The sequence below is a fragment of the Odoribacter sp. AF15-53 genome (genome assembly GCF_003479425.1).
Taxonomy (GTDB): Bacteria; Bacteroidota; Bacteroidia; order Bacteroidales; family Marinifilaceae; genus Butyricimonas.
The window spans coordinates 725,961-741,547 of the sequence record NZ_QUHC01000001.1; the positions used below are offsets into that span (position 1 = coordinate 725,961).

Annotated in this window: 12 protein-coding genes; 5 read left to right on the plus strand and 7 right to left on the minus strand. The window is 44.4% G+C overall.

All coding sequences use genetic code 11. The features are described 5' to 3' along the window. The first annotated feature begins 81 nt into the window (after positions 1 to 81). Positions 82 to 1,470, plus strand: coding sequence for a sensor histidine kinase KdpD (locus tag DWW52_RS02965; RefSeq protein WP_158582467.1), 1,389 nt, complete (start codon positions 82 to 84; stop codon positions 1,468 to 1,470). Then, entirely contained in the window at positions 1,382 to 2,083 is a 702-nt protein-coding gene (locus tag DWW52_RS02970) for a response regulator transcription factor (protein WP_118713967.1), read from the plus strand. The genes DWW52_RS02965 and DWW52_RS02970 overlap by 89 nt, the downstream gene beginning before the upstream one ends. A gap of 6 nt (positions 2,084 to 2,089) precedes the next feature. On the opposite strand, the gene DWW52_RS02975 is transcribed toward DWW52_RS02970, so the two are convergent. From DWW52_RS02975 to DWW52_RS03005, 7 genes are all read right to left on the minus strand, one after another. Further along, positions 2,090 to 3,121 (minus strand): hypothetical protein, encoded by a 1,032-nt coding sequence (locus DWW52_RS02975; RefSeq protein WP_118713968.1) that lies wholly within the window; start codon positions 3,119 to 3,121, stop codon positions 2,090 to 2,092. Between the two features lie 45 nt (positions 3,122 to 3,166). Beyond that, positions 3,167 to 4,936 carry an O-antigen ligase family protein gene (locus tag DWW52_RS02980; RefSeq protein WP_118713969.1) on the minus strand — a complete coding sequence of 590 codons (1,770 nt, stop codon included), beginning with the start codon at positions 4,934 to 4,936 and terminating at the stop codon, positions 3,167 to 3,169. Between the two features lie 85 nt (positions 4,937 to 5,021). Further along, positions 5,022 to 5,294 (minus strand): type II toxin-antitoxin system YafQ family toxin, encoded by a 273-nt coding sequence (locus DWW52_RS02985; RefSeq protein ID WP_118713970.1) that lies wholly within the window; start codon positions 5,292 to 5,294, stop codon positions 5,022 to 5,024. Then, positions 5,294 to 5,599, minus strand: coding sequence for a hypothetical protein (locus DWW52_RS02990; protein ID WP_118713971.1), 306 nt, complete (start codon positions 5,597 to 5,599; stop codon positions 5,294 to 5,296). The genes DWW52_RS02985 and DWW52_RS02990 overlap by 1 nt, the downstream gene beginning before the upstream one ends. A gap of 87 nt (positions 5,600 to 5,686) precedes the next feature. Further along, positions 5,687 to 7,264, minus strand: a complete 1,578-nt coding sequence (locus DWW52_RS02995; RefSeq protein WP_118713972.1) for an OstA-like protein — start codon at positions 7,262 to 7,264, stop codon at positions 5,687 to 5,689. 15 nt (positions 7,265 to 7,279) lie between these two features. Beyond that, positions 7,280 to 8,617, minus strand: a complete 1,338-nt coding sequence (locus tag DWW52_RS03000) for a peptidylprolyl isomerase (protein ID WP_118713973.1) — start codon at positions 8,615 to 8,617, stop codon at positions 7,280 to 7,282. A gap of 112 nt (positions 8,618 to 8,729) precedes the next feature. Then, the gene (locus DWW52_RS03005; RefSeq protein WP_118713974.1) at positions 8,730 to 9,569 is read right to left on the minus strand and encodes a peptidyl-prolyl cis-trans isomerase; all 840 of its coding nucleotides are present in this window, start codon (positions 9,567 to 9,569) and stop codon (positions 8,730 to 8,732) included. A gap of 109 nt (positions 9,570 to 9,678) precedes the next feature. Between DWW52_RS03005 and DWW52_RS03010 the strand changes: the two genes are divergently transcribed. From DWW52_RS03010 to DWW52_RS03020, 3 genes are read left to right on the plus strand one after another with little or no spacing between them, the layout of a single operon-like run. After that, positions 9,679 to 11,589, plus strand: a complete 1,911-nt coding sequence (locus DWW52_RS03010; RefSeq protein ID WP_118714294.1) for a RecQ family ATP-dependent DNA helicase — start codon at positions 9,679 to 9,681, stop codon at positions 11,587 to 11,589. 54 nt (positions 11,590 to 11,643) lie between these two features. Then, positions 11,644 to 12,804: a FecR family protein gene (locus DWW52_RS03015; RefSeq protein ID WP_118713975.1), complete on the plus strand. Its 1,161-nt coding sequence runs from the start codon at positions 11,644 to 11,646 to the stop codon at positions 12,802 to 12,804. A 38-nt stretch (positions 12,805 to 12,842) separates the two neighbouring features. Then, complete coding sequence (locus DWW52_RS03020; protein WP_233556668.1) at positions 12,843 to 15,503, plus strand: zinc-dependent metalloprotease; 2,661 nt, start codon at positions 12,843 to 12,845, stop codon at positions 15,501 to 15,503. Positions 15,504 to 15,587: the final 84 nt, after the last annotated feature.

The window sequence follows — 15,587 nt, forward strand, 5'->3', positions numbered from 1 at the left end:
AGACAATTTAATTATGGCAAAATTATGCTAGATTTTGAAAGGATTAAAAAAAAGTTATTACATAAGGAAATAATTATTGGTATGGTCATGATTATATTGGTAATTATTTCTTGTGGGTATGTTATGCACGAGTGGTTTGTGGGGGAGAAATATAATTTAAAAGATAAGTTATTGCAACAAATGACATTGAGTGTGGGGGTTTGGAACAAGTCGGAATCAATGAATTCTGCGAAGAGAAAAAAGTCTTATTTTTTTCCAGATGAATATGGATTGGATATGTATGTGGATGGAAAAAAGTATTCTTTTAAAATCGATCCCACGGAGGATCTATTCCGAGTGTATACAAGTATAGATTGTGATATGAATTTGGAAAATTCAATGACATTGGCATGTTTGGATAGTTTGGTAAAATCTCGTTTGGGGAAAGACGTTTGGAATATGCCTGTTGTATTTAGGAGGGTGGATTCGTTGGGGAATTTGATAGAGACGTATCCACTGGAAAATAAGACATATATGGACATGGATGAGGCAGGATACGTGAGATTAGGGTATATTGGTGGGGAGAAGATAGGGTTGTTTTTTGATTATTCGTGGAAGGTTTTTTATAAAAAATTCTGGGGTCGGGTGTGGGGTGGAGGCATCGTGGGAGCTATTATAATTGGATTGATCATTTTTTTCATGAGACTGATTCAAAAATACAGGAGGGGGAAGGAGTTGCAAGAGAACGCTTTCCGGCAACGAATACATGATTTGAAAAATCCGGTTGCGGCAGTTGAGAGTACACTTTATAATGTATACATGAAAAATCCGGAAGCATTTAAAAGTCGGGATGGAAGAGATTGCTACAAGGAGTGTGAGGAGATGCTAGGGGAATTGAAGTTAGATATGGCTAGTGTGTTGGGAATGGCTGCCATGCTGCATGCTAGACGGGTTGCGTGGAAAGAAATCAGATTACAGGAAGAAGTGAGGAAGTTGATCGCTGAGTTTAAATTAGCTTACCAGGGGAGAAAAGAGGTGAACGTGTCTCTTGATTACAGGTTAACAGAATGTTTGATGTTATCGGATTTGTTTTTGTTCGCATTACGTAATTTGATAGATAATGCGGTAAAATATTCCGGTGACGTGGCTAATATTACTATAGCTTGTTATGAAGAAGGAAAGAAAATCGTGATTTCGGTCGAGGATCAGGGAAGAGGGATTGATAAAAAAGATCTTCCTTATATTTATGAGGAGTTCCGACGAGTTGGAAAAGAGAAAGAAGTAAAAGGATACGGTCTTGGGTTAGCTTTCGTGAAAAAGGTCGTGAGAAAACATGGAGGGAAAATCACCGAGAAGAGCGAACTGGGGGTAGGATCAAAGTTTATAATAAAAATTCACTATCATGGAAAAAAAGATAAAGCTTTTGTACGCGGAGGACAACAAGTCTGTTCGGGAGAATTATACGGAGATGCTGTCCGATCTGGGGTATGACGTGCATGCCGTGGAGAATGGAGTCGAAGCAATAAAGAGCTTTTTTAGAGGAGAGTATGATATTGTGCTGCTTGATATGGATATGCCGAGTATGGGTGGAGCTGAAGTGATCGAAAAGATAAGAGAGAGGGGAGTACGTGTCCCTATCGTGGTACTTAGTGAGTTTGATCAGTATGAATTGTCCGTGTTGGGCAAGGATGGTGGTGCAGATGATTTCGTGAGTAAAAATTGGCCACCCCAATCCTTGCTAATTCGTTTGGACAAGAGATTGAGGGATACGTTGAAACGGGTGGAAGAAGGCGAGCGAGTGGTGTTTCGGTTGTCGGCAGATACTACTTTTGATAAGGATAAAAGAGTACTTATCGTGAAGGGGCAAAAGCAACACTTGAAACCTATGCTTGCAAAAGTGATGTGGATGTTGTGCACGAGAAAAAATGAAGATATTACCATAAAGGAATTATGTATGTGGTTATGGGGAGTTGAAAATGAGGTGAAAGCAAGTGAACTTTCGTCTTATATTTCAGATTTGAGGAAAAAATTGAAACCGGATGAATCTATAGAACTGTTAAGAGGCTTTGGCGGAACTTATAAACTTATAACCATGGAGTTATGAATAAGATCATAACTCGTAGCGTAAAATGCAAAAATCCAAGTCGATCCCCACGGTATATAGCGTGTTCGAGTCTCCTTTTGATGCTATACGCAGGATAGGCATACCCATGTTGATGATTTTTTTCAGGTTGAAATCGTAATCGTACACGAGTAGGGTCGTGGGAACCGTGGAAAAATCCCGGATTCCAGAGGTTCGTTTCGTGGTCGGAAATTCCGTGTCTTTATCTTGTTGCAGGGCAACGATATAATCTTTGGTTAGTACAATTTCGAGAGGTCTATTATCATCATCAAAAAAATGGAATTTTCCATCCTTGATTTCATAAGATGTTTTAGGAGCTGTTTTTTCCCATTTTAGCTGAAAAATGCTGTCCTTTTGTTCATATAGAGCAAAATATGGAAATAGACATGTATTATAAATAAATTTCTTGTTATATGGATTGTAATATAAACCTCCCATCCGGGTGGTGTAGTCCATGTCTACTTTTTCTTTTAACGGACTTTCCCCGAAGAACGATATGGATGAATCCGCGTGAATCCATTGGAATGGATGTTCGTTTTCGGGTTGTATGGAAATAAATTCATTTTCTGCGATTTGAATAACATCCAAACAATTCTTAATTGGATCAAGAGGATGTGAAATAAACGGATCTTTGCCAGCTAATAAACTGTCAATAGAATAGTAAGCTTGTTGATCCAGGTTGAGATCATAGGCGAATATTTTATTGCCGATAGACTTGGCGAGAACTGGCATATTAAATTCTTTGGGTCCTCGTCCGAATTCTCCCATTACCCCGATTTCTTGTTTAGCATCAATATCAACAACATGTAAAAAATAATCAGGATTGAACGGGTCTTCCCAAACCAAGTAGTGATCACATAAGATTAATACCCCCGGCATTTGGGTGAACATGCTGTCGAGAATGACGGCCGTGGGACGTAAGGTCAAACGTTCAACGTTTTTTCTGGAAGAGGTTGAACAAGAACAGAATATGATGATGCTCGTCAGAAGGGTACTAGCGAGAGTAAAGTAAGATTTCATCGTTACGGGATTTATTATTAAACGCCATAACAAATATACTAAATTTTATCGGGAATCGGTAATTAATTTTTGCATATCCCGTTTTATCTCTTCGGTGGCCGAGGAGGGGATTTTCGGGGCTTTTTCGAGTACTAGGCGGGCGGTGGTGATGGCCTTGTCGGTTTGGCCGCTTTCGTCGTACATCTTGGCGAGGAGGTAGAGCGGGTAGAGGCGGTTGGGGACCATATGGGAGGCTTTCAGGTAGGCAGCCTCGGCTTGGGGGTATTGTTTCAACGTCTGGTAGTTTTTGCCCATGATGTTGTGGATCATGGGGTCGGAGGAGAGGTGGGCGGCTTCTTCGAGGATGCGGTTGCTCGCTTCCGGTTGTTGGGTACGGGAAAGGCATTGGCCGTATTCGAAAAGGAACGCGGGTTGGTCTTTCAGAATAGGGTAGAGCTTCCGGTAATTATCGACCGTTCGCTCGAATATCTGCATGTTGAAATAAAGTTGTTCGGATCGCCAGCGTCGATAAGCTTGTTCCCGTGTTTCGCTCCCGGTGGTGATGAGGTAGACCGGGAGGAGAAGAGAGAGGTAGAATAATGCCGTGATCCAGCGTGATCCCGTGGATATGCGGGAGGCGGGACATTGTGCCACGAGTAAGGTGAAGACGATGAGTAAGGGTAGCACGTTGAACGGGTAGGAGAAACAGGCGAACACGAGAAAGGCTACCAGGGAACCGATGATTCCCGCCTGTCTGGTGATACCGGCAGAACACGTGGCCCGGAGTGCGAAAAAGATAATTCCCAGGAAAAGGAGGAGACCGATGATTCCCGTTTCCGTCGTGATTTGCACGAACTCGTTGAAGGCGGTTTCCGGGGCATCGGCAACAAGTTCTTCTTGCGGGGAACGATTGTCTGCCGAGAAATAAGCCGCTTGCGCATCGCCGTAAGCCCCGGGAAAGTTACCGAAACCGACTCCCGTTGCCGGATGGGAGAATACGAGGGTGGAAGATACCTTCCAGATAAGCCAACGTCCGTCCGCGGATTCCTTTTTCATGTGGTATATCCCGGTTAGTAATCCCGTGGCAACAAGCAGCAGGCTCGCGGAGATAATGGTAAAATACATCCTGTGTTTCCGGTAAAGAGAATCCAAGTGACGACGGAAGTGGAAGTAATCGCTCAACACGAACGAGCATCCAGCCATTGCGGCTAACCAGGCTCCCCGGCTCATCGTGGCGGGAAGTACCAGGATGAAAAGTACCAGAACAATTCCCGACAGTACCCGGACGAATCGACGGGCCGTAAGCGTGTAATATAATGTCAGGGGTAATACGGCAACAAGAAAACCGGAATAAGGACCCGGGTTAAAGAATGAGCCTGTTAATTCAAAACGACTGTGATGAGAAGGGGTGAACCCGTAGAGTTGGGCGAGTCCCCAAAGCGCCTCGATGGCTCCCGTGAGGAGCAGGGCCGCGTGAGTAAAGCCTAATGGGGCGAACGTGGTTAATCTTCTGAAAAGAAAATAAGTGACGGCAACCAACACGAGTAATCCTGCCCGTGTGGTGGCTGCCGATCCCGAATAGTGGAAATTCCAAAGAGTATATCCCACGTAAAGAACAACCAGCATGTCGGTTATCGTGAACCGGAACGGGCGTATCCAGGCCAGCGGGAGGCAGGCTAGACTTACTATGATGATAATTTTGTAAAAACAGAAAATTTTAGCAACCCGGTTACCCAAAGTTTCGTCTACGGCGAAAGCCGTTGACAGCAAGAGCAGGACTAACGTGAATACCACGATGCCCGGCAAATATGTTTTTATGTGTTCCCGAAATCGCATCTTGTTTTATTTTTTACAAATGTAAAAAATATGCAACGGGCTGCATTAGGGAATTATGAGAAAATTATGAGAATTTTGCGGGTAATTAAAATAGATCAGCATGAGTACCTGTTCGTACGAGTCTAACAATTTGTATACTGTGATTGGTGGAGTATATTAATAACCAATCAGGTTGAATATGGCATTCACGGAAACCTGTATATTGCCCGGTTAATGCATGATCCTTATTTTGACGAGGAAGAGGTTTCCCCTGAGATAATAGTTGGATAATATAGTTTAATTTACTCTCGTCTAGATGACGTTTACGGGCTAATTTGATATCTTTTAGATATTGGTGAGTAAATTCTATTTTATACATTATTCGACAGCTTTAAGATAATCTTCAAAACTATCACATTGGATGGTGTTTCCTTCTTTGGCATCCTGCATGGCTTGCAATGTATCTGGATTAATTTGTTTATTGCTGGCGTGCTTTATTTTTTTCAAGTATTTCACTATTTTGAGAAGTAACTCTGTTTGATCAAGATCCATAATCTCTTCCATGGCTTCTAATTTGAGTGCAGCAACTTGTTCCGTTTCGTATTGATACGTGACGGAGGGTTCATGTAAGGCCTGTTGTTTTTTCTTTTGCTGTTTGTAAGGTTTTGGTTTGTTGGTCATCATGGCTATTCCTTTTTATTTGTATTTACAAATATAGGGAATTTGTGGTTGAAAATCAAGCGTATTTGGGGACAATAAAGTAACCGAGAATCATTCTTCATTTTCAATTTTCAATTCTCCATTTTCGATTGGTTCTGTTGGTGTTTCTTTGAAAATGTCGTATTTGTTTAATGGTTGCATGTATTTCAACCACCGGAAATCTTTTAACCGGGCTTCTTCGGGATCAGCGAGGAAGAGGGGATTCAGTTCCCCGTCAGGTTTATTCATGAAGATGATGTCTGTTACTTTTCGTTTGTCGATCATGATACGGATATTGGAACTCGTGGCGGTGTTGATACCGATGATAGCCCCCTTGTCATCCGGGAAATAGATGGTTTCGCCGTTACCGTTCACGTATACCATGTATAGCTCGTTGTCCTTGAAATATCCGGTCATATTACGCCCTTTGATCTGGTCGTACATCTCGGTTTCTTCCCGTCGGGCAACCATGAAGGCTTTAGTATTCAGATAGAATTCCTTTATTTTCCCGTCTCCCGTGAGTAGTGTGATTTTCTCCGCGGTCATCTGGTTACCGCTTGCCCAGGTTACCGGTTCATTGAAAAGAGTGATGGTTGAATCGACTGACAGGTATACCATGGAATCGCATAATCCTTGCATATCCTGACTATAGAATTTCACCTTGTAATAGGCCCTTACGATTTGATTTTTCGCGGAATCCTGATCCATGAAAAGCGTGTCCGCATGCAGGAAAAGGGAATCCTGTTTTCCGACCATGATCAGGAGGGCGCTGTCCGTGACGAATGCCCTGTTACGTTCCCGATCCATTTGCGCGTATTCTCCTTTCACGATCACGTCATTGATCGTGTCGACGAGGGTGACATTCTGGTAAAGATTTGCCATCCCCGTGATACTGTCGATGACCATCGTGTCGGCAACCCCACCGTAGGAGAGGTGGGTTATCCGGTTATTCTTGTATAATTCGGCATGTCCCAGTTGCGAGTCATACCACCCGTCCTCGGAGTAAAGGGTGTTGTTATCCTCGCCCTTGCCGTATATGTTCGTGGGGCCCAAGATGGAGACTATTTTTGTTTCCGTGTTGTATTTCAAGGTATCCGAATAGATCGTGTAATCGGGAGAGACTACTTTCACGCTATCTTTAAAGAATGCCATTTTGGTTTGGGTAAAATAGTTCCCTTTTTTACTATCCAAAGTGTTCGTGCTGTCTTTTAGTCTTCCCCAGTTGAAATAATACCCGATGTCGAACAGTCCGTCGTAGTCAAGATAGTTGGTGGTCAAGGTGATTTGGGGGTCTTTGAGAACGACGTTTCTACGTACTTGAATTAGTTTTTTGTTGGCGTCGTAATACATGTAATCACCGGACATACGGATGCTATCGTTTTTGATCACCCGGACATGTCCGAATGCTTCAAGATAACTGGAGTCGGGAAGGTCGTATTGGTAAAGGCTGTCACACCACATGAGCGTGTTTTCGTGCGTCATGTGGACGTTACCGACAAATCTGGACGGTTTACCTTCTGTACCGACATGCAGGCTGTCAGCGTTTACAATTTTGACCTGAGCCTTTTTATTTCCCTGTGCTACTACTGATTGTAGGGGGAGTAATCCCCATACAATACATATTATCCCAACCCAAAAAACTACTCTCATCGCGGAAAAATTGAATTACTTGAACCACCCGTCGTAGTGGAACTTCATATCTTTAAATTCATCATCGATATGGATATAGGTATTTTCCTGTTTTTCCTTGATCCATTTATCGAGGACTTCCTGTTGTTTTTTGCTTTTTAAACCGTTTTCAAAACTTAACCAGTCATCGTCCAGGTTGGCCGTGTGTGAAGGGTAGTATGCTTTTATCTTGATAATCTTGTACTCTTCGCCAGTCCGGGTTTGATCAAGGAAAGGTGCTGATATTTCACCTACTTTCATGTTATTTACCTGACGGGCCATTTCACCTTGAATTAATTCTTTCGGCAATTTGGAATCGGCATCCTCCTCGTTGAAGATTAGTCCCCCGTTGTTCTTGGTTTTTTTATCCATGGAGAAAATATAGGCGGCTTGTTCGAATGTTACTTCCTTGTCGTTGATATACATTAACACGGAATCCAGGTGTTGGATGGCTTCTTCCCGTTCTGTTTCGGAAATACGGGGACGAAGCAGGATGTGACGCACGTTTACTTTATCTCCCTGACGGTCGATGTATTGCAGGATGTGAAAACCGAATTCGGTTTCAATGATTTTGGATACTCTGCCGGGTTTCAAGCTGAACGCGGCTTCCGCGAATTCCGGGGCCAGGTCGTTCTTGGATTGGTAACCGAGTTCCCCACCTTTGGCTGCCGATCCCGGGTCTTCCGAGTAAAGCACGGCCAGCGTGTTGAACGTTTGTTTTCCTTCGAGGATATCTTCACGGAATTCTCTCAACCGGTTGCGGATACGTTCTTTCTCGACGTCACTGATTCTCGGTTTTACCACGATTTGTTGAATTTCGTATTTGTCTGGAACTTCGGGAAGACTGTCTTTATTGAATTTCCGGTAGAAATACCTGACTTCCGAGGGGGTTACCCGCACGTTGTTCACGATCTTCGATTGCATCTGCTGGGTGATTATTTGCTCGCGGAGCGGGGCACGCATCTCGTTTTTGATGTCATCGTATGATTTACCGAAATAGGTTTCCAACCGTTCCCGGGAACCGATATGACGAACGTATTGATCCAACTGGGAGTTCAAGGCATTTTCAACTTCCGTGTCGGTAACCGTGACGCTATCTATTTTAGCTTGAGCTACTAATAGCTTTTGAACCAGTAGATTCTCGAAAATTCTGGCGCGAGCATCTTTCGTCGAATTGACGATCGTTTGCGATTGTTCATGCAAAAGTTGGTTCTCGATATCTGATTTCAACACGATTTCTTCACCCACGATAGCCACGATCTTGTCGACCACGTTTTTTTGGGCCGAGACGTAACTTGCTAAAAATAACAGTACAAGCAGTGATAAATATCTCATAATTTATTAATAAGGTTATACTCAATAAAAACGCTCTAAACTAATACTTTTTCTTCAAATCCGCGAATAATCCGGCCGTTTTCGCATTTTTATTTTCATTTTTCAAATTCTGTTAGTATATTTTGACGTAATCTTTTCGAATTCCTTCCGCGTTAATGTCTTTTTCAAGGTTCTCTTCGAAGGAGATTTTACGTTTGTTCAGTAACAATATCTCGATCTCTTTCTGCACGTAACCGAGAGGTGCCGTTTCATGTTCCTGCCGGATTTCGTTTATCTTCAGGAAATAGTAATTCTCGTCGTCCTCGATCTCGATGTATTCCTTGTTCTTATACTTGCTTTCCCATTCGGCAGAGGTGATGGGCAACAGGTTTAACAAGTTGCGCAACTCGATCCATTGATCGTTGAAATTATCGTATTTTCTGGCGGAAGTAATGCAATATTCTTCAAGTGCTTCTTGATCCTTGGCCTCTTTCGAACGGAACCATTTCCGGGGATTGTCAATGTTGGGGACGGATTTGGGAATTACCACGAACAAGGCTCTCACGACGGGAGTGTTTAATATGAAGTTGAATTTATTGGCGTCGTAGTATTGCGCTATCTCCCGTTCGCTTACTTCCCGGCTTAATTTTTGAGAGATTAATTTCTCTTTGTATTTATGAATCAGGATCGAGGAGGAGTAATCTTCCACCTGTTTCCGGATATTTTTTTCCTCGTCGTTCAGGTTTTGGGTGGCCTTGTGCAACAATAACTCTCTCGTGATCCAGTTTCTCACGTAACTTTGTGCCATGATGAGGCTGTCGTTTGTTGAAGTGCCCGTGGGAATGAAGTTCGTGACTTCCGATTTCAGCAGATATTTGTCGAAAACCTTTGCCACGGGGAGATCGTTGGCTGTGAACTTCTCGTTACATGCCCATAAAAAAGGGATAAAAAACAGTATATGTTGTAGTTTCATGTTCTGGTCTGATTTATATTTGGGCGAAAATAATAAAAAGCGATTTAAATATCTCGAATTACGAGAGTTTTTTCATGTATTTTGTATTTTTGTGGATGCAATTCAAGTTATGACCCGTGATATAAAGGAGATATTAAAGACTTACTGGGGATACGATGATTTTCGGTCCTTGCAGGAAGATATCATCCGTTCCGTGCTGGAGGGGAAGGACACGCTTGCCCTCATGCCGACGGGAGGGGGTAAATCGCTCACGTATCAGGTGTCGGGATTAGCGATGGAGGGGATTTGCGTGGTGGTGACCCCGTTGATCGCCTTGATGAAGGATCAGGTGGAAGATTTGAAGAACAGGCAGATTCCGGCGGAAGCTATTTACACGGGCATGAAGCCGGAACGGGTCGAGTCGATTATTAATAAATGTATTTACGACACGGTGAAGTTCCTTTACGTTTCACCGGAGCGATTGTACTCGGAACGATTTCGGGAAAAATTGCGGTTGATGAACGTGTGTATGATTACGGTGGACGAGGCTCACTGTATCTCGCAATGGGGGTATGATTTTCGCCCCCCATACTTGCGAATAGCGGAGGTGCGTGAATTCTTTCCCGGGGTGGTCACCCTAGCCCTCACGGCAACGGCAACTCCCGAGGTGGTGGAAGATATACAGAAACAATTGCATTTTTCGACCCCGAATGTCCTGTCAAAAAGTTTCCGGCGGGAGAATATTTCTTACGTGATCCGAGATACGGAGGCGAAGGCTTTGGAATTATATAATATATTGTCTAAAGTTCAGGGAGGGGCTATCGTGTACGTCCGTACCCGGTTGAAGGCTTCTTCCATTGCCGCGTTCTTGAACAAGGCGGGTATAAAATCCGATTTCTATCACGCCGGGTTGTCTTCTTTGCAGCGATCACGTCGTCAGGAGGACTGGAAGAGCGGGAAGGTTCCCGTGATCGTGGCGACGAATGCTTTCGGGATGGGAATCGACAAGCCGGATGTCCGGGTCGTGGTGCATTACGACGTGCCGGATAGTCCGGAGGCGTATTTCCAGGAGGCCGGGCGTGCCGGACGTGACGGGAAGCGGGCGTATGCCGTGTTGCTTTCGAGCCGGGCGGCTTTGGGCGGTTTGAAGAAAAGGATCGATGACGCTTTCCCGCCGAAAGATTATATATTAAGGGTGTACGAGGCTTTGGCAAATTACTACCAGTTGGGAGAAGGAGAGGGTGAAGGCCGGGCGTTGGAGTTTAATTTAAAGGTATTTGCCCGTAATTTCAAGTTGAACGAGGCGAGGGTGATGTCTTCGATCGGGATATTGCAAGTGGCGGGGTACCTGGCTTACACGACGGATATTAATTCCCGTTCCCGGGTGATGTTTACCGTGTTAAGGGATCGGTTGTACGAGTTCGAAACGGGCGATCCTTTGCTGGAAAAGTTAATGGTACTTCTGATGAGAAATTACGCCGGGATATTCGTGCAGGATGTTTACGTGGACGAGGGGTTTCTAGCCGATCAACTGGATGTGAAACGGAAAACACTGTACGATGCGTTTGTCTCCTTGGCGAAACGCAAGATTATCCGTTACGTGCCGGGGGATGCGAAGCCTTATATCGTGTATTATCAACCCCGTTTACCCTTGTCTTACATCACGATCGGGCGGGAAGCCTACGAGAACCGGAAGGAATTGTTCGTGGCCAAGATCGAGGCCATGGCCCGGTATATACAGGATGACGAGACTTGCCGACAGCTTTTGCTGATGGAGTATTTCGGTCAGAAAGAAGAGAAGGCCTGCGGGATATGTGATGTCTGTATCGGGAAAAAGAAGCGGTTACAGGCGAGGGAACGAAAGAGTTTGGAGGAACAAATCTTGCAATTGCTCGCGGAACGGGATGTCAACGTCAGGGAGTTGGTGCGACTGTTCGGGGAAGACGAGCAACTGGTGGTTGACCGGGTGCGGAAGTTGTTGGATGAAGGGAAAATTCACTATGTTTCAACTTTAGTTTTAGGGTTGGTAAAAAAATCTTGAAATTTGTCGGTACCTTTTTTCTCGTGAAGTGTTATAAAGGAAAATAACACAAGAATGGAGAAAGAAACAGATCATATTATTCAACTTATCGTGAAAAGTCTTCGCGGGGAGCTTACTCCCGGGGAGGAATCTCTTTTTTCGGCTTGGAAATCCCGTTCGAAGGCAAATGAGGAGATGTATCAGCGATTGGAGCGTGAGTATCTGGAACATTCCGAGTACCCTTTGTACGAGCAGTTTCATAATCGTCGGGAGTGGATGGTGGTCAAGAAGGGGATTCACGGGAGACGTTCGATTTATCGTTTCTATCGTGTTGCTGTCGCTGCGGCAATCGTGTTATTGGGAGTATCTTCTTACCTGGTGTTATCCGTGGATCGGGAGAAGAACCCGGTTGTAGCCCACGTGGAACCCGTGAAGCATTTTTCTTTCGGTAAAAAGGCCTCGTTGATCTTGGCGGGTGGGGATACCTTACAGATCGTGCCCGGCGTGGCGGACACGCTTACCAAGGAATTGCCTTTCGTGAGCAATAACGGGGAAACATTAATCTATCACACGGTGAAGACCGCGGATTCATTGGTATACAACACGCTGGAAATTCCCCGGGGTGGTGCGTATTCTTTGCAACTGGCGGACGGAACGAAAGTCATGTTGAATTCCGATTCCCGGTTGAGGTTCCCGCAGGCTTTCTCTGGTGATACGCGGGAAGTATACCTGGAAGGGGAAGGCTTTTTCGAGGTGGCGAAGAATGTGGCAAAACCTTTTATCGTGCATTGTGATAAATATGACGTGCGTGTGCTAGGTACCACGTTCAATATATCCGCTTACCGGAATGACCCCGTTTCCATGACCACGCTTGTCGAGGGACGGGTAAATATAGAATGTGGTGCCTCCGCGGTCGTCTTGACTCCCGGTCTGATGGCATCCGTTATCGGTTCGGAGATTTCGACCCGGGAGGTAAATGTGGATTCTTATATCTCCTGGACCAAGGATCAGTTCAGTTTCAACGAGGAGCGGCTGGAAGATTTGTTGAAGAAGATTTCTCGTTGGTATGACGTGGATTTCGTGTTTGAAAATGTCGTGATTAAAGAATACAAGTTCTCCGGGTTTATCCCCAGATACGAGAGTATAACGGCTGTTCTGCAAATTATGGAACAAGCTGCCAATGTGACTTTTAAGGTTGATAACAAACAAATAATGGTTTACACGCATCAGGAATAAAATAGGTGTTATTATAATTTTTATTTAAAGTTTTATACATGAAAAGATGGATTACCTTAGGTATGGTAATACTATTAGTATTGCCATGCGCTCAAACTTCATTTGCTTCTGTGAGAAAGAAGAAAACAGTCGCAACGGAAACGAAAAAAGAGCCGGTGAAGCGGCAGAGTAAATATGATAAATTGGTAAAGAACAAATTATGCGAAACAGCCCAGGGAAATTTCGTGACCTTGCATAAGGTGGAGGGGAAAGTCTATTTCGAGATTCCCATGAAATATCTGGAGCGGGAAATGTTACTGGCTTCCACGATTTCCGAGGCAAGTGATAATAATTTGTGTGCTATCGGTTACAAACCGAAAGACCCGATGCACATTAAATTCACGAAAACGGATAGTACTATTTTCATGCGTGAGGTGAACGTGTCGGCAACCTGTAATCTCAACGAGGGACATATCCGGGAGGTGATGGCTAGAAGTTTTATGGATCCGATTATCAACTCGTTTAAGATATATTGTTACACGAATGACAGTTCGGCATTTTTGATCGACATGACTTCTCTGTTTACCGGTAATTCGGAGCGATTAGCACCGATTTCCAGCGGGGGCGGTTTGGTCGAGATCACGGCCACGTTCAATAGTTCGGGTTCTATCCTGGATGATATCAAGGCTTTTGATGATAACGTGACGGTAAAATCCTACCTGTCTTATTCCGTGTCAGCCAAGATGATGGGAATGTTTATCGTGAAGAAAAACGAGCCGCTGACGGTTAAGGCTACTCGCACGTTGTTGTTGTTGCCGGAGGAGAAGATGCATCCTCGAATCAGCGATACCCGGATTGGAGTGTTTGTTTCCAACACGAAACAGCATATATCCACGGACGAGGATCAGATTCAAATTTACACGCTGGCTAATCGTTGGCGGGTGGAACCGAAAGACGTGGAGGCTTACAAACGGGGGGAACTTGTGGAACCCGTGAAACCGATCGTGTATTATATTGATGATGCTTTCCCGACTATGTGGAAGGAGCCAATTCGGAAAGCCGCTTTGCGTTGGAATAAAGCCTTCGAGAAGATCGGGTTCAAGGATGTGATTCAAGTTCGTGATTTCCCGAAAGACGATCCGAATTTCGACCCGGATAACTTGAAATATTCTTGTATCCGTTATGTTCCGGCAGCGATTTCAAATGCTATGGGGCCCTCTTGGACAGATCCGAGAACCGGGGAGATTATTAATGCTTCGGTGATTGTTTTCAATGACGTGGTGAAGTTAGCCAACCAATGGCGTTTTTTACAGACATCACAGGTTGATCCTTCCGTGCGGACTAAAAAGTTACCGGATAATATTCTGGAGGAATCCATTGAATATATTATTGCTCACGAGGTTGGCCACACGCTCGGATTGATGCACAATATGTCGGCTTCCGCCGCTTATCCTGTTGATTCTTTGCGTTCGGCCAAGTTCACGCAGAAATACGGGACTACACCTTCTATCATGGATTATGCGCGGTTTAATTATGTGGCCCAACCTGAGGATAAAGGGGTGAAACTGACACCACCAGACTTGGGTATTTACGATGAATACGTGATTAAATGGTTGTACACGCCTTTGTACGGCCTGTCAGCGAAAGAGGAGCAAGCAACTTTGGAAAGTTGGATTGACGAGCATGCGGGAGACCCGATGTATCGTTACGGGAAACAACAGGTGATTGCTCGTTATGATCCGAGTGCGTTGGAGGAAGATTTGGGTGATGATGCTATAAAAGCCGGGGATTACGGTATCAAGAACTTGAAGTATATCGTGGCTAATATGAACGATTGGTTCCAAGATGACACGGATGGTTCTCACCGGGAAAATTTGTATAACGAGTTGGGAAATCAATACTATCGTTATTTGAAGAACGTCATGTATAACGTGGGTGGTATTTACCTGACAGAAGTAAAACCGGGTACGGCAGGGAAGACTTATCAATCGGTTCCGAAAGATCTTCAACGCAAGTCTTTCTTGTGGGTGATCAAGCAATTGAAAAATAGCGATTGGCTGAATAATCCTAGCCTTACCGATCAATTCGGTTTGCGTGTGGCTTTACCTCCGATCGTGTGTTATTACACGGCAACGGAATTGTTGGGTACTTACAAGAATGTGGTTTTGTCTGCTCACGTGTCTCAGAATCCCTACACGTTGAAGGCTTATTTTGACGATCTGTATAGCCAGATATGGGAGAGTGCTGTGCAGAATCGCAAACCGACAGAGGGGGAGAAGATATTACAGCGTTTGGTGGTTGACCAGGCAGCTGATGTGATTACTAAAAAGAGTAAACTGGTGAAGGTGTTGACAGACCCGGATGAGGGCTTGGGAATGGAAAACGCCTTTATGCCTTCCGTGGATGAGATCGTGGCTTACGGTTTGGACCCGACCGGATTGGTGGGACAATACCAAAATGCGTTGCGGGAACTGGAACAAGTTCAAGGTAAAGGCATCGTGGCCAAACAATTGACCTCTTTCGGTCATGGATATGATTGGCAATACCGGGTGAATACCCGCACGATAGATGATTCCAAGACTTATTTCTATGCCTATGCTTTACGGGTAAAGAATTTGTTAAATAGTAGGCTTGCTTCGTCGGATACCGATACGAAAGCACATTATCAAACGATGCTTTATGCTTTGGATGAAGCGTTAAATGCATTGAATAAAAAGTAAATACACGAGGTCTGTAAGGCTCTTAAAACCATGAAGGGAAATACTTTATCGGGAATCATTAAATTTCTCCGGGTTTTAAGAGCC